At 58.9% G+C, this 22,221-nt stretch carries 12 protein-coding genes; 9 read left to right on the plus strand and 3 right to left on the minus strand.

Annotated elements, in window-relative coordinates; genetic code table 11:
- Positions 1-285 precede the first annotated feature (285 nt).
- Positions 286-2,973 (plus strand): T9SS type A sorting domain-containing protein, encoded by a 2,688-nt coding sequence (locus IC235_RS03265; protein ID WP_191003744.1) that lies wholly within the window; start codon positions 286-288, stop codon positions 2,971-2,973.
- Positions 2,974-3,402: 429 nt separating this feature from the next.
- Here IC235_RS03265 and IC235_RS03270 read toward each other — a convergent pair whose 3' ends face one another.
- A complete protein-coding gene (locus IC235_RS03270) occupies positions 3,403-4,617 on the minus strand; it encodes a serine hydrolase domain-containing protein (protein ID WP_191003745.1) in 1,215 nt (404 codons plus the stop codon).
- Between the two features lie 275 nt (positions 4,618-4,892).
- On the opposite strand from IC235_RS03270, the gene IC235_RS03275 reads away from it, so the two are divergent.
- From IC235_RS03275 to polA, 3 genes are all read left to right on the plus strand, one after another.
- Entirely contained in the window at positions 4,893-5,945 is a 1,053-nt protein-coding gene (locus tag IC235_RS03275) for a sensor histidine kinase (protein WP_191003746.1), read from the plus strand.
- Positions 5,946-5,996: 51 nt separating this feature from the next.
- Entirely contained in the window at positions 5,997-6,719 is a 723-nt protein-coding gene (locus tag IC235_RS03280) for a LytR/AlgR family response regulator transcription factor (RefSeq protein WP_191003747.1), read from the plus strand.
- A 290-nt stretch (positions 6,720-7,009) separates the two neighbouring features.
- Entirely contained in the window at positions 7,010-9,895 is a 2,886-nt protein-coding gene (polA, locus tag IC235_RS03285; RefSeq protein WP_191003748.1) for a DNA polymerase I, read from the plus strand.
- A 124-nt stretch (positions 9,896-10,019) separates the two neighbouring features.
- On the opposite strand, the gene IC235_RS03290 is transcribed toward polA, so the two are convergent.
- Positions 10,020-12,491, minus strand: coding sequence for a fibronectin type III domain-containing protein (locus IC235_RS03290; protein WP_191003749.1), 2,472 nt, complete (start codon positions 12,489-12,491; stop codon positions 10,020-10,022).
- Positions 12,492-13,189: 698 nt separating this feature from the next.
- On the opposite strand from IC235_RS03290, the gene IC235_RS03295 reads away from it, so the two are divergent.
- On the plus strand, positions 13,190-14,263 hold the full coding sequence (locus tag IC235_RS03295; protein WP_191003750.1) for a serine hydrolase domain-containing protein: 1,074 nt from the start codon (positions 13,190-13,192) through the stop codon (positions 14,261-14,263).
- Between the two features lie 544 nt (positions 14,264-14,807).
- Here the strand turns inward: IC235_RS03295 and IC235_RS03300 are convergent.
- On the minus strand, positions 14,808-16,937 hold the full coding sequence (locus tag IC235_RS03300; RefSeq protein ID WP_191003751.1) for a sigma-54-dependent Fis family transcriptional regulator: 2,130 nt from the start codon (positions 16,935-16,937) through the stop codon (positions 14,808-14,810).
- 286 nt (positions 16,938-17,223) lie between these two features.
- Between IC235_RS03300 and IC235_RS03305 the strand changes: the two genes are divergently transcribed.
- The 4 genes from IC235_RS03305 to IC235_RS03320 all read left to right on the plus strand — a co-directional run bounded on the left by IC235_RS03305 (position 17,224) and on the right by IC235_RS03320 (position 22,166).
- Positions 17,224-18,555, plus strand: a complete 1,332-nt coding sequence (locus IC235_RS03305; protein WP_191003752.1) for a TolC family protein — start codon at positions 17,224-17,226, stop codon at positions 18,553-18,555.
- 110 nt (positions 18,556-18,665) lie between these two features.
- Positions 18,666-19,094, plus strand: coding sequence for a universal stress protein (locus tag IC235_RS03310; protein ID WP_191003753.1), 429 nt, complete (start codon positions 18,666-18,668; stop codon positions 19,092-19,094).
- Between the two features lie 110 nt (positions 19,095-19,204).
- The gene (locus IC235_RS03315; protein ID WP_191003754.1) at positions 19,205-20,320 is read left to right on the plus strand and encodes an HlyD family secretion protein; all 1,116 of its coding nucleotides are present in this window, start codon (positions 19,205-19,207) and stop codon (positions 20,318-20,320) included.
- A 274-nt stretch (positions 20,321-20,594) separates the two neighbouring features.
- Entirely contained in the window at positions 20,595-22,166 is a 1,572-nt protein-coding gene (locus IC235_RS03320; RefSeq protein WP_191003755.1) for a DHA2 family efflux MFS transporter permease subunit, read from the plus strand.
- Positions 22,167-22,221: the final 55 nt, after the last annotated feature.

Consider the following 22,221-nt stretch of genomic DNA (forward strand, 5'->3'; position numbering starts at 1 on the left):
TGAGCCGTGCTTGCAAAACCTTATTCCTTGCAATTATTTTCTTGCCTATGTTTATTGATTAATCACAAATTAATTGCATTATTCAATCGAAATAATTAAAACAAGATGCTGTTTATCAGCTGATTAAATATTAATGCTTTGCTGGGCTAATGTGGTAAAGTGCAAACAAAATCCTTTGGCTATTGTAATTGCTTTACTCCTCTGATAAAGTACATTTGCACAATTATCAGGGATAAACGAGTTAATAGTTCAGTGTTTAAAATACATTTATTAAATTAATCGCATATGAAGAAAATTCTTTTTCTGTTTAGTCTTGGCCTGGGGCCACTCACTCCGGCGCTTGCGCAGACGGTAGTCAACCTCAGTAATACGGTCACTAACCCCGATCCGCTGCCCTTTGGGCTAAATTGGTCCGAAGCCAATTCCTCCCGCGACCTCACCGCCCTGAATAATCATACCGGCGACCCGGGCTTTGGTCGGCAGATTATCCGCTTGAAAGGCATCTGCGACGGCGGGAGCGACACCTATGCCGAGCACACTACCGACCCCAGCACCGACTACTACCAGACGCTGTATACGGGCATGTTCGACGGCGGCGAAATCCGCGTCTACCGCGAAACCCCGACCGGCATCACGCTGGTACGCACCAGCACCATTATCAACTTCTACGCGGATGACCTTGCGCCCAACCACCACCGCATCACTTTCGCTTCCGGCCCCACCGTGCAGGCTGGCGACATATACGTGATTTCGCGGGAAGCCAACGCCGACCTTAACCAATACTGCCACCCCCGCCTGACCTGGGTTCGGAACGGGAATAATACGTGGAGCAAAAATGTAGACGACCAAGACGGCCTCGGCAACGAGGCCGACGTGACCAAGGAGCTTAGCACTGATGTTCCTCCCAATGGGGGCACCACCAGTTGCAAGATCAGGAACACTAATCCCAACAACCGGGAGGTCGGCATCGGGCAGTATTTCAGCAACAGCCCCGAGAGCGGCGAATTTTCCTTTGAGCCGGCCAAGACCTATCGTTTCACGGTGTGGCTCAAGCAAACCGGCATCGCCGGGGGGACCGTTAACCTGAAATCGAGCGGGACCGGTATCAACCACAATTTTACGGTCACCGGTACTTGGCAGCAGTATACGTTCGACGTAAGCGGCGTGCAGCCCATCGTCAATGGCGGAGCAGTCGACTTCCTGAGATTAACTTTCAATGGCGTCGGCACGCTGTGGATTGATAACTTTACGCTGCACGATGCGTCGTACCCGCTGTTTGCCCTTTCGCCGGCCATCGAGCGGGAGTTAAAAAACTTCAAGCCCTACAACCTGCGTATCTGGAGCGGCCAGACCAACCAGGAGTTGGGCACCAACATTGGCGACTGGACGGATACCGAACTGCAGAGTGCCCGGTTGTGGTCGCCGAATCAAGGCCCGGTAACCGGTGCGGCTCTGAAGCTGCCCACGGTGCTGCCCCTGTGCGAGGCCAACAGCATTGCTCCCTACCTGATTTGCAGCCCCTCGTTCAGTGAAGCGGATTTTCTGGGTCTGATGGAATACCTGGGCGGGCCATCTACTACGCCCTACGGGGCCAAGCGGGCGGCTCAGGGCCACCCGACACCCTACACGGCCAGAATGCCAAAAATCTACATTGAGTTGGGTAACGAAACCTGGAACCAGCTCTTTGCTCCCTGGGACTATAATTTTAATGGGCAGCGCTACGGCAAGTTTGCGCAGTACTTTTACAATATTATCAAGTCGAGCCCCTACTACGATGCCAACAAGTTTGAGCTCCTGCTGGGAGGTTTCCTGGTAACGGCTGACCAGTATGGCTACGGCCAACAGGCCGTGACCCAAGCCCCCGACGGCAAGCAGATGATGCTGGCCAACTACGTGGGCGGCTTTGATGGCTTGAACATCCCCTCCTCGCCGGCCTTCGCCGACTCGGTGCAGCAAACGGCTTTCTACGCCCGCTGGATAACCCGTAACATCATCAACGACCACCTGGCCACCCGCGACCAATTAGCGGCCAGTGGTAAGCCCTACAAGCTAGGCATCTACGAAGCCGGGCCGGGTTACGCGCTTCCCGATCCCACTAACCCTTTCGACCTTCAGGCCGAGCGCATCGGCAAGTCGCTGGGCTGCGCCGTCGCTAACCTGGATGCCTTTTTATACCAGAGTGAAAAAGGCTTTGGGGTCCAGAATTTATTTCTGTTCGCCCGCGGCTTCAACTGGACCTCCCACACGGCAGAGTCGCAGGGGCTGCGCCCCCATAATCACTTCCTGGCGCTGCAAATGCGTAACCGCTTCGCCAAAGGGGCCATGATTACGACCACCGTGACCGGCTCGCCCACCACGTACCTGCCGCTGATAGATGGCAATGGCAACGGCACCTACGACTCGGGCTACGGGGAAGCCCCGGCCGGCAACTACGAAAACATTGCGGCCTATTCCTTTAAAAACGCTGATGAGTTTAGCGTGTTCGTGCTCAACCGTAGTGTCACGGCTAACACTCCCGTTACCTTTAACCTGCCGGCCGGGGCTACCATGGACAGCTTGCGCCTCTACAAGCTTACTGGCGACCCCACCGGCAATAACATCAGGGCGCTGAATTACCAGATCCAGCAGCAGCGGTTTGAGATTCCGGCTAACTCCACCAGCTACTCCTTCACCATGCCGGCGGGCAGCATCTATCTGTTCACGACCAAGAAAAGCAATCTTCCGTTGTCAAGCTCCGGGGCCAAGGCCGCAGCCGGTACCTTGTCCGTGTTCCCCAACCCCGCCGCCGACTACCTCACCTTGCAGGCCCCGAACGCGACCAGCGGCCCAGTAGAAATCCTGAACAGCACCGGCCAGCGGGTGCTGCGCCAGCAAGTTTACCGGCCGGGCCAGCAGCTGCACGTGGGAACCCTGCCGCCTGGTGTTTACTCCGTCCGCTTCGCCGGGGCTGCCAGCAAGTTCGTCATTAAGTAACCGAGTAGAGCTGCCCGACGACCAGCCCCTGCTTTCGGGCGCTTGGATTCGGTTACTACGAAGGTCACCAATTTGCCCGCGGGCTTCGTTTCCAGCACTGGTTTTGTGCTGGAAACGAAGCCCGCACTGGTTATGCTCGGATGCTTCCGGTCGCAGGAATAGCTTCCCTACCAGTAAGCGAATGAAGGTACCGGCCAGCCCAGTTTGCGGCGGCTTGCAGAGGGGCCTTTCCCGAAATTTAGCGTAGTTACATTGCCACCAGCCTTTAGGTCCAGGCTACAGGTTAGAACTCGACTGTGCCCAAGATGGGCAACTGAGAGAAAGCATAATGCTTAAGCACACGAGGGCACGTCTTATGGTTGAGCTGATAGGGCAATATTGTCGCACAAGAAGCAACGGGAGAATTGACACTACTTACACTGGCTCGGCTCACTGGGTCGCCAGGGCGAGCAGATCGGCCGTCAATTTATTTTCGAACACATCCCTGGCGGGGGAATCGAAGTAGGTCCCGATGTTGGTAAAAGCCACCAGTGTAAGATCCAGAGCGGGCAAGTAATACATCTGAGCGGCGGCTCCTACTCCGCTGCCCGAATGCCCAAACGCCCGACCGTAGGGGGTGTCAACCCCAAAAAGGCCCAATCCATACTGAGTGCCCGTTATGCCGGTATCGACCCATCGCGTCATCTGTTGAAGCGACTGCCCATTCACCAGTTTTCCCTTCCCCAAGGCCTCGATAAACTGTCCCAGGTCGTAGGCCGAAGAGATCAACCCGTCGTCGCCGAGGAAACTACTGACGCTCGCTGTTTCGAAGCCCGAATAGTCTTCGAGGACACTATCGCCATCGCGATCAAAATAGTTGCCGCTAACCAGGCCCCGAGGCCGGGGGTAGCCCGGCTCGTTTTTGTAATAGATATCACGCAGACCCAACGGCTGGAAGATGCGCTCCGTGAACCGATAGGCGTGGCTACGGCCCGTGACCTGATCGATAAGCAAAGCGGCCAGCAGGAAATTGGTGTCTGAGTAGCGGTACCCTGCACCGGGAGCAAAGTAGGGAGGATCCCCGGCGATATAGTTTAAATATTGCTCCGCAGTATAGGTACGCAACGGGTTAGCCACCTCATCCGCCACAAAAGCTTCGTCTTCTAAGTAGTTGGTAATACCAGAGGTATGATTCAACAGCTGCCGTACCGTGGCCTGATCGGCGTTGCGAATCGGGCCGGTGATGGTAGCTGGCAAATAGGCGGTGATTCTGGTGTCGAGGTCAACCTTCCCTTCTTCCACTAGCTGCATGACGGCCGTGGCCGTAAAGGTTTTCGCAATGCTCTGGGGGTAATTGAGCGTGCAAGGGCGCATCAACTCTCCAGTTTGGAGGTTGGCTTTCCCCGCAGCCCCCACCCATACGCCATCTCTCGGCGTCTTGATATATACTACCACACCCGGTAAGCCCTTCTGGATGTAGCTGTCTACCAGAGCTTGGTAGGCAGCCGCTTTGGGGTTAGCGGGGAGGGTGGGCGTGTGGCACTCCGTGGCTGGTTCCAACGGTTCGTCTTGTTTATTGCAGGAGCTGAAAAGCGGGCCGGTTACTAAGACCAACAACAGCGGGGACAGGGTCCAGAAAAATTTCATGATCCAGGAAGTTTTCATGCGATGGTACTTGGGGTTAGAAATGGTGGCAACATCCGTTGCCCGCATCGACTTACCCAATGGCGAGTCTTAACACAAAATTTGAATGCTCCGGCGTCGCCCTAGCCCGCTAATCTGCTAACCCGACGATTTCATCCGCCAACCCCGTCTGGCCTGAGCCACCTTTCCCTGAAACAGATTTGGCGGACGAAATTGCGGCGTTGGCGGATAGTGAGCAGGCAATCTTCAGCCATCAGGCTACCTTAGCCGGTAACTCCTGAGCTGCTACATGCCCCATGCGCCGCCGTACTTTTCTCAATCACGCTTTGTTCTGGGCCCTGTTTCTGGCCACGGCGTTGGGATACAACACGATAGTCCATCATAATGGCAGCTTCAGCCTGGGTCTGTTTTTGGCGGAATTTAAACGGCCGGATACGTACGTTGAGTACGGCCGAGTTGCCACCACTTTCTATGTCAGCCTATGGGTGTTCACCCATCATTTCTTTCCCAAGTATTTTGCGATTACCTTCTTGCAAATATTGCTCTTAGGGGCCTGGGATGCGGCTTTCAGTTACGCCCTGTATTACCGGTTTATTCCCTTCCTCACCGGAACGGTATTGCTTTCCGAAACCGACCCTGGCCTAGGGCGCTACTTTATTGATCAGTGGATTGCCAGTCTATTATATGTGCTATTGGCTTTGCTTTTCAACCAGGGCCAGCAATATTTAAAAAATGAGGCATTGCGCCAGGAGAAAAACGCCATCGAACTGTCATTCTTGAAAGCCCAGCTCAACCCGCATTTTCTCTTCAACACCCTAAATAATCTGTATGGGTTGGCCTTGACTGAGCCGGTGCGCATGCCTGACGCTCTGCTCAAGCTCGCGGAGCTGATGCGCTACATGCTCTACGAATCCAACGAAACCCTTGTCGAGCTGGTCCAGGAAATCGATTACCTCAACAGCTACATCGCGTTGGAAAAGCTGCGCCACGACGGCGGGGTGTACGTGGATTTCACGGTCGAAGGCAATATCAACGGCTACCAAATCGCGCCCTTGCTGCTGATTTCCTTCGTGGAGAATGCCTTCAAGCACGGCAGCATCGATAACCCCCAACAGCCGGTGGAACTGCGCCTGACCGCTCGCGGGGGCCAACTGACCTTTTCGTCTCACAACCAGATTGTGCGCAAGAACAAAGACCAAGTAGGCGGAGTCGGCTTGCAAAGTGTGCAGCGGCGCCTAACTCTACTCTACCCTGGCCAGCACCAACTCACTATAACGCAGGAAGCCGGCTGTTTCCACTGCTCCCTGGAACTGCAAGGTGTGGCCCGGGTATCCCAGACAATCAAGTAAGTTTCTTTACTTTCCTCTGTCTATTCTGATTCCTTAAGTCACTACGACCATATGCCGCTCAATGCCATAGCCATTGATGACGAACCGCTAGCTCTGCGGGTGATAGCGGACCACGCCCGGAAAATACCGTTTCTAGAGTTGGTGGCCACAACTACCAACCCCATCGACGGTCTATTACGGGTGCAGCAGGGCGGCATCGACTTGGTACTGCTGGACGTGCAGATGGCCATGCTCACGGGCCTGCAGTTTCTACAATTGCTCCAGAATCAATGCGCTGTCGTTCTCACCACTGCTTACCCTCAGTATGCCCTCGACGGCTACGAGTATGCCGTCGCTGATTACCTGCTCAAGCCCATTTCTTTTGACCGGTTCTTGAAGGCCGTGCAACGCGTGCACACCCAAACACTGCGGGCACCGCTACTCCCAAACCAACCCGCCGCTGCTTCATTGAGCCCAGAAGTGCCAGGGTACATTTTTGTTAAGACGGATCACCGGCTGGTAAAAATCAGCCATGCAGAAATCTGCTACATCCAAGGCGGCAAAGACTATGCTACAGTAGTCACCGGCACGGATAAGGTGCTGACCTTGAGTAGCCTAAGCAAGTTGGCGGAAAGCCTGCCGCAGCCCCATTTCCTGCGGGTCCACAAGTCCTACCTCGTGGCGGTGGCGAAGATAGTAGCAGTGGAACGGCAGCGCATCTACCTCGGCGAGGCCGTTATCCCCATTGGTGACACTTACAAAGAGGAGTTTGCGCGGGTAGTGAGAGGCTTATAAGGTCAGGGGAGAACGTTATATACTATTAAAATAATAACTGTGTTTTGTGTAAGTAAAGGAGCGCACTAGGATGGATGTTGTTGGTCAGCTATTGCAAATCAATAACGGTAAAACCGGGGTCTAGCGTCTGCGCCCTTACTTCGCAATTCGATTGGGATCAAGCCCAACACGGCCGCTCGTTGTAATAAGACGTAGCGGATTCTAAATGAGTAGCTATTAGCAGCCATCATAAGTTAAAGCTACATACGGATGGGCCAACCTACTTGTCCTGCATCCCGTTTTCACTTCCTATGACCGACAACATTGCCGCCCCCGCTAAAAAGCTTTTCCTGCTCGACGCCTTCGCGCTGATTTACCGCTCGCACTTCGCGTTCAGTAAAAACCCGCGCATCAACTCCAAGGGCATGAACACCGGGGCCGTGCTCGGCTTTACCAACACGCTGGTCGAGGTGCTGCAAAAAGAAAAGCCCACGCACATCGGCGTGTGCTTCGATGCGGCGAAGAAGACGTTTCGCCACGACCAGTTTGCCGACTACAAGGCCCAGCGCCAGGCCATGCCCGAAGACATTGGCATTGCCATCCCCTACATCAAGAAAATCATCGATGCCTTTCACATTCCCGTGCTGATGATGGACGGCTTCGAGGCCGACGACGTGATTGGCACCCTGGCGCAAAAGGCGGAAAAGGAGGGCTTCGAGGTATTTATGATGACGCCCGACAAAGACTATTGTCAATTGGTGACGGACCATATCAAAATCTACCGCCCGGCCTTCATGGGCAACGCGGCCGAGGTGTTGGACGTGGCCCACGTGCTGGCGCGCTTCGAGATTGAGCGGGTGGAGCAGGTGATTGATATCCTGGGCTTGCAGGGCGACGCCTCGGACAACATTCCCGGCATTCCCGGCATCGGCGAAAAGACGGCTAAGGCACTGATTAAGCAGTTCGGCTCGGTCGAAAACCTGATTGCCAATTCCGACCAGCTCAAAGGCAAGCAGCAGGAAAACGTGCGCAACTTCGCTGAGCAGGGCCTGATGAGCAAGGAGCTGGCCACCATTCACGTGAACGTGCCTTTGGAGTTTGAGGCCGACAAGCTGGTGCTCGACGCCCCCGACGAGGCTAAGCTGCGGGAGCTGTTCGACGAGCTGGAGTTCCGGCAGCTGGCGGCCCGGGTGCTGGGCGGCGGCCCGGCCCGCCCCCCGGCCGGGGTAGCCAAGCCCGGGACCACCGGTGCGCGGCGGCCCCGGGTGGTGGCCGGCCAGGCCTCGTTATTTGGCAACCCCGGCGACGAAGCTGTGGCCATCGGGGCTGAGGAAGGCGAAACCGGCCAATTCGGGGCGCCCACCGGCCCCCGCCGCCGACTCGAAGACGTGCCCTACCACTACCACCTGATTGATACGCCCGAGCTGCGCAAGTCGCTGCTATCCTTCCTGCTGCAGCAAACCGAGGTCAGCTTCGACACCGAAACCACGGGGCTCGACATTATGACGGCGCGGCTGGTGGGCCTGAGCTTCTGCTGGCAGCCGGGGGAGGCCTACTACGTGCCCGTGCCCACGGAAGACCCGGCCGCCGCGCAGGCCATTGTGGATGAGTTCTGCCCGTTCTTCGAGGCCCGGCACATCCTCAAGATTGGCCAGAACGTGAAGTACGACCTCACCATTCTGCGGCACTACGGCGTAGAAGTGAGCGGGCAACTGTTCGACACCATGCTGGCCCACTACCTCATCGAGCCCGACATGCGCCACAACATGGACGTGCTGGCCGAAACCTACCTGCACTACTCGCCGGTGTCTATTCTGGACCTGATCGGCCCCAAGGGCAAGAAGCAGAAAACCATGGCCGACATTCCGCCAGCCGAGGTGAAGGACTACGCCTGCGAAGATGCTGACGTAACCCTGCAGCTCAAGCACGTGTTCGAGCCCATGCTGAAGGACCTGGGCCTGCTGGGCTTGCTCAACGACGTGGAAAACCCGCTGGTACCGGTGCTGTCCAGCATCGAATACGAGGGCGTGAGGATCGACTCGAACGCTATGAACGAGTACTCGGCCGAGCTGCAAGGCTATATCCAGGAGCTCGAGGGGCAGATCTTTGCCGAAGCCGGCGGGCCCTTCAACATCGGCTCGCCCAAGCAGCTGGGCGAGGTGCTTTTTGACAAGCTTCAGCTGGGCGGCGGGAAGATCAAGAAAACCAAGACCGGCCAATATGCCACCGGCGAGGAAATCCTGAGCGTGCTGGCGGCCGATAACCCCATCGCGGCCCTCATCCTGGAGCACCGCCAGCTCACCAAGCTGCGCAGCACCTACGTCGAGGCGCTGCCTCAACTGGTGAGCGTAGTTGACGGCCGCGTGCACACCAACTTCAACCAGGCCGTCACGGCCACCGGCCGCCTGAGCAGCACCAACCCCAACCTGCAGAACATTCCCATTCGCACGGAAAAGGGCCGCGAAATCCGTAAGGCCTTCGTGCCGCGCGATGATAACCACGTGCTGCTAGCGGCCGACTATTCGCAGGTTGAGCTTCGCATCATGGCCGATTTCTCGGGTGACAAAACCATGATTGAGGCTTTCCGCCAGGGGCTCGACGTGCACGCCAGCACCGCCAGCAAGGTCTTCCACGTACCCATCGACCAAGTCGACGCTGAGATGCGCCGTAAGGCCAAGACCGTGAACTTCGGCATCATCTACGGCATCTCGGCCTTTGGCTTGGCGCAGCGCATCGGCATCAGCCGCAAGGAAGCCACCGACATCATCGAGACCTACTTTCAGGAGTTTCCGTCGGTGAAACAGTTTATGGACGACAGCATTAACCGGGCCCGCGAGCAGGAGTACGCCGAGACCTTGCTCAAGCGCCGCCGCTACCTGCGCGACATCAACTCGCGCAACGCCACCCTGCGCGGCTACACCGAGCGCAATGCCATCAACGCTCCCATCCAGGGTACGGCCGCCGACATCATCAAGATGGCCATGATCAACATTTACCACTGGCTGCGCGAAGAGAAGCTGCAAACGCGCATGATTCTGCAGGTGCACGACGAACTGGTATTCGACGCTGTACAGGAGGAGGTTGACTACATCACGCCCAAAATCAAGGAGCTGATGACCAACGCGCTGCTGCTGCCGCACGGCGTGCCCCTGGAAGTGGAAGTGGGCACGGGCCGCAACTGGCTGCAGGCGCACTAGCCGGGTTGGCGCCGCTAATAGCTAATGCCTCAACTGCTCATTTTTTAGCTCATAAAAACAGCAAGCCCCGGCAACCTGAGTTGCCGGGGCTTGTTTGATTTACTCCAAGTCAATCAGGTGCACCCTATTCGAGCACCACGCGACGCGTGAGCACCTGCCCACCGGCCGCGACGCGTAGCGTGTAGAGCCCCGGTGCGAGCGAGCGGGCGTCCACCGTCTGCTCGGCCGCCGGGCGCAGGGACTGGCGCAGGACACACTGGCCCAGCGCGTTGAACAGCGACGCCTCGCCCGCCTGGGCCGAAGAGCGGTGCAGCGTGAACTCGCCGCTGGCGCTGGGGTTGGGCGATACCAGCAGCCCATCCGCCTCGGCCTGGGCCCGGGCGGCGGACACGGTGGAAGCCGTCGCGCAGATGCTGAAGGCTCCCAGGAGGTCGTTGAACTGGAAGGTATGTACGCGCACCCAGTAGGTAGTGCTGGCCGTGAGCGAAGTGAGGTCGAGCGCCGGTGCGGCCACGTTCGACTGACCACCCACGCAGCGCACGTTCACGAAAGGCCCCGTGCAGGAAGTCCCCCGTAGCGCCTGCACGATGCTGGCGGAGGACCCCGTCACGCTAATGCGCACGGCCGTGCTGCCGGGTCCGGTGGCGGCGGTCGTGAAGCTAAACCAGACGTCGCGCGGCGTAAAGTTGACGCCGGTGCAGGCGCTGGCCGACACGGACGGACTAGTGGTGATGGTGGCTCCGAGGTTAGTCGTGTTCAGCGGCACGCAAGTGGAGTTGAGGGGCAGCACGATGGCGGCGCAGGGGTCGTCGTTGGTCGGGGTCGTGGCGAAGTTTATCGGGCCGGCCAGGGGGCTGGTACCCGCTGCTCCGCCGCAGTTCTGCCGCACGTAAAACTGGTACGCGGTGCTGGGCTGCAAGGTAGTGAGCGTGAGCGGCGACGTAGCGCCTACCACCGAGGTGCCGCTGGTGGCGGGGTCGAAGCCGGCGGGGCCGTAGATCAGCGTTGCGGTACCGCCGCCACCGCCCAGCGCGAAGCTGAGGGTGGCGCCATTTTGGGTGGCGTTGCTCGCGCTCAGGTTCGTTGGCAGGGGGCAGGCCGAGGGTTCCGTAATGGTGAGTATAAAGTCCTTGGTTTCGCCCAAGCCGAAGTTAGTGCAAGCATCGGAGGGGCCATTGGTGTTGGGCGTGCGGCGTGAGCGCACGCGCAGCACCGTTTGGCCCAGGGCAGCCGTAGCCGGCACCGTGATATTCACCGTCGAAGGCAGGTTGACGCCCGACGATACGGCTACCTGCACCCATTCGCCGGGCTCGAAGCTCAGGCTGTGGTCGGCATCCAACCAAGCCGAAATAATGTCGTTGGCGCCAGTTGTAACGATGAGCTGGTAAGTGCTGCCCCGCTGCACCGTGGCCGTAGTGCTGCCACTGGCCGGATAGCTGGTGTAGGCCTGAGCCGGCGCACCGGACGAGGTGCAGGTGAGGCCCGAGGCATTGAGGGTGGTGCCCGATAAATTGATGGCCGTGATGTTATCCGGTCCACACGTGCCGCCAAGGTTCGTAGCGCAATAGCCCGCGGTCGTATTAAAGGTTACCGTAGTAGGCGGCGAGGTCAGCCCACCCCCGCACGCGGCGGCGACGGTAGCCGTGTACGTGGTGTTAGGTGTCAGCCCACTCAGGGTTACCGGCGAAGCGGTGGGAGCCGGCGACAGGGTTTGCAGGGGGCCTCCAGCGGCCTGGTACGTTACCGTGTAGCCGGTGGCAATGGCCGGCCCCTGAAAGGTGAGGGTGGCCGTGGTGCCGGTAACGGGAGCGGCTCCGAGATCAAAAGGAGCGGAGCAGCCAGCGCTGGTACCGGGCTCGAAGGCGTACATCTGGCCCGCCGCGGGGGCCGTAGTGATGGTTCTGGTTTCGGTGGTGGAGCTGGTCACTGGCGCCGCCGAGCTATTGTTCAAGCTGAGAAAAGCCGATGGGTTCATGGCGGGCACCGGCCCCGCCAACCCAATGGAAGCCCCGAAGCTCGGACCCGTAGCCGGGGCCATGCTCTCGGGCCGGTAGATGTACTCGATCCGGTTGGTGCCCTCGTACAATTTCACCTGAAACGAGATAACCGGCCCCGTAGCTTGGTAGCTCCATTTCCAGTTCAGCCATTCAAACGTGAACACGCGGTTCGGGGCCGTGCCCGAAGTTTGGTACGAAGCGCGGGCACCGGCCGCGCTACCGGCCAGGTCGTCCCACAGGGGCGCGAGCAGCGGCTTTTCAGTGGCGGCCGCATTCGTGCTGAGCTGGTTGCCCACGTTGTAGCTGGCGTTGGCATTAAAGGATAGAAACCCATTGGAAGACGCTTTAACGCCCGTATACGCCACGCCACCAAATACAAAGCTGAAGCCCAGGGGCAGCAGCGTCGAGCCGGAAGTAGCGTCGTCGGCGAGTAGCACTGGTACATTAGTGGCGCTGTTTGCCAGTGGAGTGAAAGTGCCCGCCGACGCAGTAAACGAGTACCCATTAACCTGGGCTTGGGCCGGGCACACCGCCGCGCCCCCGATTACCAGCAAAGCCGGCAGCAGCCAGCGTCGCCACAGAGAAGTAAAAACCTGCATATAACGAGAATTAGGTGAATGAAAAAACGAAGAAATTTATTGATTATGCAAAGCTAAGGCGTTATGCTCTACTGTGCGACGAAATGTTTTGACAAAAAAACGTATAATTTATCCTTTATCTGAATGCTGAATTTTTGTAAAAGTAGTTGACTTCTTTTTTGCATTTTAAGGCAACATTGGTGGGCGGGCTCGCAGCATTGCCAAGCGGAGTACAGCATGAGTAATTAACGCAGACAGCTTCCCAGAAGCTATTCAGGTGGTAATTTAAGGATTTTAACAAGGGCTCAAGAATTCGTGATTTCCGATATCCTGGGAGCGCGACTCGCGCTACTCTTGCCGGTTCATAGCGGAAAGCGCATCCGTTTCCCTCCCGGATGGGGATGTGTTAATCACCTTTTTTTTACCGCGTAGTTATGGGCTTGGCGGTATTTTGCGCGCTAGTGTTGCCGGGCATGTCCATTAATATTACCCTATCCCACCGCCTTGCGGCTGTCGGCCCTGGTACCAACGCGAAACTAGTGGTCCGGCTATTTCTAGCCCGGGCTAATGGCGGGGGCGCGGTACGCTACCGGGGCCTGGCCAGCGTCGCAACAAGTAAGAAGTGGCCCCGCATCACACGTACCTGCGATGGCTACCGTTGCTACCCTCCCGTTTTCCCACCGACATTTGAGTTGCAGCCAGCTACCCGCCTGTCGCCTATGAGACATTCTCTCCTCTTTCTGCTTGTGCTATTGTGCTGCCCGTGGAGCCGCGCCCAACTGTCGCCCACGGCCGCCACGCTGCTGGCCCTGATGCAGCAGGCTAACGTGCCGGGGACGCAGCTGCTGTACACGCGCAACGGCAAGAAACAAGCATACGCGCTGGGCCAGCGCACCGCCGGCCAACCAGCCGTCGTACAGACCACCACCACTTTCGAGGCGGCCTCGCTCGGCAAGGCCGTGTTGGCGTATACCACGCTGCGCCTGCTCGATCAGGGTGTGTTCAGCCTTGACAAGCCCTTGCTGAGCTACTACGCTTACCCGCGCCTGCAAGGAGCGCCGAACGCCGACAAAATCACGGCTCGTATGGTGCTCGGTCACACCACCGGTCTACCCAACTGGGCCACTAACCCGCTGAGCCCGGAGTGGGCCACCGCGCCGCTACGCCTGAAATACGCGCCCGATAGCTGCTGGAATTACTCCGGCGAAGGCTACGTGCTGCTGCAAAAAACGCTGGAGTACCTCACCAGTAAGTCGTTTGAGACGCTGGTGCAGGAGGAGACTTTCGGGCCGTTGCGGATGACGCACAGCAGCTTCGTGTGGAGCGAGCAAATGGCTGCTAATGTCGCCTCGGGTCATGACGGCCAGGGAAAGCCCGCTCCCATCACGCACTTTTCCGCCGCTTACGGCGCCTTTAGCTTGCTCAGCACTGCAGCCGACTATAGCCGGTTCTTGCAGGCGTTGATGACGGGTAAGAAGCTTAAGCCGGCCACGGCCCAGCTACTCCGTAGCCCGGCCAACGAAGCCCAGCGTTGCGGCAAGCCGGCGACGTCCACCGACCCACTTATCGCCTGGGCTTGCGGCGTGGGCTTGGCCACCACCAGCCAGGGACTGGCCCAGTGGCAGTGGGGCGACAATGGCAGCTTCAAGGCCTTTTACATGACGCTGCCCGGCAAAAAAGAAAGCCTGGTATTCCTCACCAACAGCTCCAACGGCCTCAAAATGGCCGATGACCTGCTGCGGCTGTTCTTCGGCCCGGGCGAGTATAGTGCCCTGCAGTGGTTGTCTGAATAGTTTACTTTACTGACGGGGCGGCTCCATATCGGCGAAATCATTCAGAGTGCCCGCCGCCGGCACCTCGTCCAAGGCCAACGCGGCGGCTCCATACCAGCAAAATCATTCAGCCGTGGTGGCGGCACCTCCAAACCTGAAAGTAGGCAGCAAATGAAATGATTAGCGTAGTGCGCATCGTGTAATTGCGTATGTCGCTAAACGATACGCTGCAAAGTAGAGGTGCAAAATGCTGACCCTCTAACCCTTACTGTCAGTTTAGCAATAAGAAGGCTATCCAATCCCCACAAACTAAGAGCTAGCCAACCCAAGTTGCGGACTAACCGCGTGGCGGCGGTAGAGCATGGTACCCCCGACCAAACCAGAGCCGCGTCGCGGTGACAGGTCAACGCCAAGAGCCGAAGGTATCACCGCTACGCGGCTCTCACCCACCGGACCTCTTTCAATTCCTACCGGGTACGACCGCGACGCGGCTCTCACCCACCGGGCCTCGTTGAAGTACTGCCAACCTTCCGCCGCTACGAGGCTAGTTCGCAACTTGAGTTGGCTACGCCTCCACCCCCACCGTGCGCCGGATGCCCAGCTTCTTCATGCGGGCTTCCAGGGTTTTGGGGTTGATGTCGAGCAGCAGGGCCGCCCCGTGGGCACCGCTTACCCGGCCGCCGGTTCGGTGCAAGGCGGTGAGGATGTGGTCGCGCTCCTGCTCCCGCATGGTTTTGAGCGGAGCCGTGCCCGAAACAGTGGCGTCAGCCGCTCCGGATGTTGCTGGGGCCGCCGCAAACCCCGCGAATTCCAGAAACGGCCCCTGGCTTACGATGATGGCCTGTTCCAACACGTGCTCTAACTCCCGAATGTTGCCGGGCCAGGAATAGGCTCGCAGGGCCGCCAGGTCGGCTGGGTGCACCTGGCGGCTGGGCTTGCCCAGGCGCTTGCTTAGCCGCTGCACGAAGTGGCGCAGCAGGGGCTCAATGTCTTCCCTACGCTCGCGCAGGGGCGCTAGTTGAATGGGAAACACGTTGAGGCGGTAATACAAATCGGCTCGAAAGCGGCCCGCGGCTACTTCATCAGCCAATACCCGGTTGGTGGCCGCAATTACCCGGGCATCGGAGCGCAGCACCCGCGTGCCGCCCAGGCGCTCAAACTCTTTTTCCTGGAGTACGCGCAGCAGCTTGGCTTGCAGGTCGAGCGGCAGCTCGCCGATTTCATCCAGGAAGATGCTGCCACCATTGGCCAGCTCGAACTTGCCGATGCGCCGCTCCACCGCCCCCGTGAAGGCGCCTTTTTCGTGGCCGAACAGCTCGCTTTCGATGAGCTGGGCGGGCAGGGCCGCGCAGTTGAGCTTGATGAGGGCACGAGCGTGGCGGGGCGAGGCGTTGTGCAGCTCGCGGGCTACGAGCTCTTTGCCGGTCCCGGTTTCGCCCGAAATCAGGACCGTTGTGTCGGTAGGGGCCACCTGACGGATGCGTAGCTGGGTTTGCTGCAAGGCCGGGCTGTTGCCGACGAATGCTCCGGAATCGGCCCCGAAGCGGGCGGAAGAGTTGATTTCATTAACCAAGTACGTCCGCTCCTGCTCAACCTGGGCCTTAAGCTCCTGGATTTGCTCGAAGGCGAAGAGGTTTTCCAGGGCCAGCGCAATCTGAGGCACCAGCCCCACTACCGTCGCCAGGTCCTGGGGCCGGAAAGCATCGGGGCGGGCCGCGGAAAGGGTGAGTATGGCCGCGCCATCAGGCCGCTGCCAGATGGGCACCACCAGCAGGGCGCGGGTGTGGTAGTGCTCGTACACGTAGCGCAGGCGCGGGTAGCGCACGGCCAGGGCCTTGAACTCGGGGCCGGAGTAAATAGCCGCGGTTTGCAGTAGCTCAGTATTCTGCTGATAGATCGTGCTCTTATCGGCCAGGATTTCGGCTTGGTCCCGGTCCAGGCTTAACGCCTCGAGCGGAGCCCCGGGCGCTGGGCGCAGGAGTTCAGCAAAAGCCTGAAACTCCTTTTCCTGCCCCGCCCGCTGCACCCGAATGCCGAAGTACTCGAACGGCACCACCCGGCTCAGCTCCTCGGCCACGGCCCGGAACAGTGGCTCCCGCTGCTTGATGCTAAGCAAAGCGTTGTTGATGTTCAGCTGCAGGGTGCGTTCCTGCTCGCGGCGGGCTACTTCCTCAAAAGCCAGGGTGTTAGCTACGGCCACTGCCACGAGCGCGCCAATCTTCTCCAGCAAGCGCTCATCGGCGGGCGTCAGGTTGGGCGAGTGGCGGGCCGCCAGGAAGAGGGCCCCAATCAACCGGCCGCCGGTGCGGAGCGGCACGGCCGTGAGCTGCGTGATCAGTAGCTGCTGCATTCGCACAAAAGGCTCGTAGTCTGGGTAGTCGGCTAAATAATCCGACAAGGCAATCTGGCGCACTTGCGGGTTGGCTACCAGCTTTTCAAGGGGCGAGCCGGCAATGGGCGTGAAGTAGTTATTCCCGGCGGGTAGAGCTAAGTCACTTTCTTCGGTTCCGTAATAGTCGCGCAAGAAAAGACGCTTGTTCTTCAGCTCAGCGTCAAATACGCTGATGCCGATGAGATCAAACGGAAAAATCAGGCGCAGCTTCGTTGTAACGACTTTAAACAGCGAGTCTTTGTCACGGCTAGTTGCGATAGCATCATTGAGATGCAGCAACAAAGTTTCGTCTTGATCGGGCATGAGCGAGGGCAAAGCGGATTCAACCAGCGTAAGGCAAGACAACGGCTGGCTTATTTATTCAATAAGCAAAAGAAACTCTAGGTTCCTGAAATATCAGGAGAATGAATTTAGGAATTCCCATTATTTAAGGAAAACCACTAATGACCATAAAAGTTGTCGGGAGTCTTAATGCTTACTAAAAGCCCGTTCCAGCGGCATGGTGGGCTTTTCAGCGATAAGCGCGCTGTCCGGGCTACCCTTGGCACGGCGTTCGGTAAGCGGCAAGGGCTACACTCCCGAACTTCCCATGTCTTCTCGTTTTTCATCATCAGCCACCATTGCCTTTACGGTAGCATTATTTAGCGTGGGTACTGCTCAGGCCCAAAGTGGGTCGGGCATCGACGTTATTTCGGATTCGCTAACGCTGGAAGGCACGGTGCGCTCCGTCCTGGATGCCAACCCCGGCATCACCTCACTCGAAGAGCTGGCCAATGCCGCCAGTGGCCGCCTGGCCCAGACGCGCACCGGTTTCCTGCCCCAGATAACCGGTACGGCCACCTACACGCGCATCGACCCCGTCGTGAAAATACCGCTGGGAGCCGAGCCGTTCCAGATAGCGCCTAACAACAACTACGACGCTCACATCACGGCCCAGTACCTGCTGCTAGACTTCGGCAAGAGCGAGGCCACGGTGCAGGTGGCCGAAGCGCAGGTGCAAACTGCTCGCGACAACGTAACCGTGAGCCGGCGTGACCTGGCCTTCAATGCCGCGCAGGTGTACTATAATATTCTGTTCCTGCGCGAAAGCATTAAGGTGCAGGATGCCCAGATTGCTTCCCTGGTCGCGCACCGCAAGGAAATGGAGAAGCGGGTGCAAGGCGGCGTCAGCACCCGTTTCGACGTAACGACCACCGACGTGCGCATCACGCAAGCCCAAAACACGAAAATCGACCTCGAGAATCAGCTCCGCAACCAGCAAGTGCAGCTGGCGCGCCTGCTGCATAAACCCAATCAAGCCGATGTTCCAATAAAGGGCCGGCTGACTTTCGAGCCGCGCCCGGTCGACGTGAACGCTGAAGTTGCGAAGGGCCTGGAAAACCGCCCGGAGATCAAGCTGGCCCGCGATGCCGAGAATACCGCTACACTTCAGCAGCGCTTGGTGGAGCGCAGCAACCTGCCCAGCCTGGGCGTAGGCGGGCAAGTCGGCACTAAAAATGGCTACCTGCCCCAGCTCAATCAGCTTAGGTTCAACACGGTAGGGGTACTGCAGCTCTCGGTGCCGATTTACGACGGCAACAAGAACAAGAATCAGCGCGTGGAAGCCTTGGCCAACGCTCGCAGCGCCAACGCCCGCACCCAGGACACCCAGGAGCAGGTTCGCGCCGACGTGCGCCAGGCGGCGAACAACCTCGAAGCCAGCCAGGCCCGCTACGCCAATGCGGAGCAGCAAATTGCCCAGGCTACCGACGCCCTCACCCGCGCCCAGGGGCGCTACCGCTACGGCGTCGGGCAAAACCTCGACGTACTCGACGCCGAAACCCAGCTGGCCCAGGCTCGCCTGGCCCGCGCTCAGGCGATGTATAACTACACCCTCGGCCAGTATCAGCTCAAGCGCGCCACCGGCGAGCAGATTTGGTAATACTTGCCGCCGATGGGCAGGTGAGCAATGAAGGGAGTATCGCCTGATTTCTCCAACGCTTCGCCTAAGCTCGTTCAGTCTGTTTACCCTTGCTTACCCTCCTCTTAACAATGACCATCCTTTGTCCGCTCGATTTTTCGGCCGCCTCGGCGGGGCTGGTGGCGTACGCGGCGGCGCTGGCGGTAGCGACCGGGGCCGAGCTGCGGCTGCTGCACGTGTGCGAGCCGCAGCTCGGCCCCACTGGTCAGCCGCTGAGCTCGGGACCGGCGGCCCTGCCCGAACCTTGCGCCGAGCAGTTGCAGCGCCTCCGGGCGGCGGCGGAGCAAGCCGGGGCCGCCCCCGTGCACACTGGCATCGTACCGGGCGAGGCGGCCCTCGAAATTGTGGCGGAAGCCCGCCGCCAGCAGGCCGACTTAATTGTTATTGGCGCGCACGGCTGCACGGGCCTCACCCGCTTCCTAATGGGCACAACCGCCGAAACGGTATTGCGTACCGCCCGTTGCGCTACCCTTTTGGTACGTGCGCCCTTAACCTCCTAAACAATCCAAAGAAATGAGAACCGTCGGCTTGGCCGTAGGGGTTTCTCCCTTTCTCGTTCTTGTTTCCCACTCCGCTTTATTCTTCATTCCTCATTCTTAATTCGATTAAGATGGCTCAGACCGAAACTGCTCCCGTCGTATCCAAAGCTCCGGTTCCTTATCCGAACGCAACCTCGACCGAGGCCGAGGCGCCCCCGGAAGAGCCGAAGCGGCGTAACCCGCTCGTATTAATTGTTGTAGCCGTAATTCTGCTGGCCGCCGGCTACTATGGCTGGACGCGCTACCAGTTTGCCCAAGCCCACGAAAGCACTGATGACGCCCAGGTGGAGGGCGACGTGTACCCGGTGCTGCCCCGGGTAGGCGGCCCGGTACTAGCCGTGAAAGTAGGCGACAACCAGCCCGTTAAACAAGGCGATGTGCTCGTTATCCTCGACCCGGCCGATTATCAGCAGCGGGTGAACGCGGCCGAGGCCGCTCTGGCCGCTGCGCAAGCCCAGGTGGTAGCCGCCCGCGCCGCCGTGGGCACCGCCCAGGCCAACGTCCGCACCGCCCAAACCACCATTGGCGTCAGCGAAGCCAATCGGGCCCGCTTGCAAAAAGACCTTCAGCGCAGCACCTTCCTCCGGCAGCAGGACATCATCCCGCAGAGCGAGTACGATGCCGTGCAAGCCAACCTGCGTGCCACCACGGCCCAGCGCGCCACCGCCACCGACCAGGTGAGCGTAGCCCGCCAGCAAGTAACGGCCGCTCAGCAACAAGTAGCCGTGGCCCAGGCCGTGGTGAAGCAGCGCCAGGCCGATCTCGACAATGCCCGGCTCCAGCTTAGTTACACCACCATCACGGCCCCGGAGGCGGGTATCGTGAGCAAGAAAAACGTGCAGCCGGGCCAGGTAGTAGCTCCGGGCCAGCAGCTGTTCGGCATTGTGGGCAGCTCCCGCACCTGGGTGGTAGCTAACTTCAAGGAGACCCAGCTGGAAGACATGAAAGTAGGCCAGCCCGTGAAGATCGAGGTCGATGCCTACCCGCATGAGGAGTTCCGGGGCCACATCGAGTCGCTATCCGCCGCTACCGGGGCCCGCTTTGCCTTGCTCCCGCCCGATAACGCCAGCGGCAACTTCGTGAAAGTAACGCAGCGCATTCCGGTAAAAATCGCCCTCGACAAAGTTGACCCCCAGCACCCCCTACGCGCGGGCATGAGCGTAAAGGCCACGGTACAGGTGAAGTAGAAGTTGGTGCTTGGTTGTTGGTGCTTGGTCACTAATGACAAGGCCGCGCAACTAGCGCGTGTTATGCACTGAGAGGAGCATTTGCGCGTCGCCGAAAACCACGCAAGACGTAAAGAAGCACACTCGGGCACTTGCTCCGCTACGGTGCATACCTGATACGGCCCAGGAAAAACGGTGGTTGACTCAAAAACCGCCGCTACCCGCTACATAGCCCAGAACACCAAGCACCAAGCACTAGGCACCAGGCACCAAGCACCAACAACGCATTACGATTATGGAAACCGGATTTACTAAGTGGATTATCGTCGTGACGGTGGTCCTCTGCGTTTTGCTGGAGCTTATTGATACCAGCATCGTGAACGTGGCCCTGACCCAGATGATGGGCAACCTGTCGGCCACCCAGCAGGAGGTGAGTTGGGTGGTGGCCGCTTATGGCATCGCCAACGTTATTGTTATTCCCATGACGGGCTTCCTGGGTGAGCAGTTTGGGCGCAAAAACTACTTTTTCTTCTCGGTAGTGCTTTTCACCCTGGCTTCCATGGCGTGCGGCCAGAGCACCAACCTCTGGGAGCTGGTGGCCTTCCGCTTCATCCAGGGCATTGGGGGTGGCGCGCTCATGGCTACCTCGCAGGCTATTCTAGTCGATACCTTTCCGCCCAAGCAACTGCCGCTGGGCCAGGCCCTGTTTGGCATGGGCGTAATCATCGGCCCCACCATTGGCCCCACGCTGGGCGGCTACATCGTGGATAATTACGACTGGCCCTGGATTTTCTACGTGAACGTGCCGGTGGGCATTATGGCGGCCATTTTCACGCTGCTGTTCATCCGCGACCCCGACCGAATTAAAAATGCCATTCCCCGACCCTTGCGGGAGATCGACTGGGCCGGCATTGGGCTGTTGATTATGGGCGTGGGCTCGCTGCAGTTCGTGCTGGAGCAGGGCGAGAGCAGCGACTGGTTCGAAGACAACACCATTCTGCTGTTCAGCACGCTGGCCGCCATTGGCATTGTGGGCTTCATCTGGCGCGAGCTTACGGCCGCTCAGCCCATTGTCGACCTCCGGGTGCTGGCCAAAAGCCGCAACCTGGCCGTAGGAGCGTTTCTGTCGTTCGTACTCGGCTTCGGACTGTTCGCCTCGGTGTTCGTGTTTCCGATATTCACGCAGCGCATTCTGGGCTTTACGGCCGCCCAAACCGGCTATCTGCTGCTGCCCGGCGCGCTGGCCTCGGGCTTTATGATGCCGCTGATTGGACGGGCGTTGCAAGCCGGCATTTCGCAGAAGTTTATGATCCCGGTCGGCTTCGTCATCTTCTTCATCTTCACCTTCTGGATGTCGTCGCGTATCTCGCCCACGGCCGGCGAAAGCGACTTTTTCTGGCCCCTGATGGTCCGTGGCGTAGGCCTGGGCCTGATTTTCCTGCCCATCACCACCATGAGCCTGGCTGGTTTGCAAGGCAAGGACGCCGGTCAGGCCGCGGGTATTACCGGCATGATCCGCCAACTCGGCGGCTCCTTTGGCGTGGCTATCGTGGGTACCTATCTCGAGCGGAGCATTGCCGCCAACCGGGTGGCCCTGCTGCCCAACATCTCTCTCTACGACCCCGAAACCGTGCAGCGTATCCAAGCCTTCACCCAGAACTTTTTGGCGAAAGGCTTTCCGCTGGAGCAGGCTCAACGGCAAGCGTACGGCGCCCTCGAAGGGGTTTTGATGAAGCAAGTATCCCTTATCACGTATTCCCAGGTATTCACGGCCCTGGGCATTTTCTTCCTGGCCTGCTTGCCGCTGATTTTACTGGTAAAGCGCGTCCGCTCGGGGGGCAAGGTAGATTTGAATGCTGCTCACTAGCCGGCGTGGGCAACTAATTACCTTACTGTGGGGCGCCAACCAGCTCCGCTAACTA

The sequence above is a fragment of the Hymenobacter montanus genome, from assembly GCF_014699115.1.
Taxonomy (GTDB): domain Bacteria; phylum Bacteroidota; class Bacteroidia; order Cytophagales; family Hymenobacteraceae; genus Hymenobacter; species Hymenobacter montanus.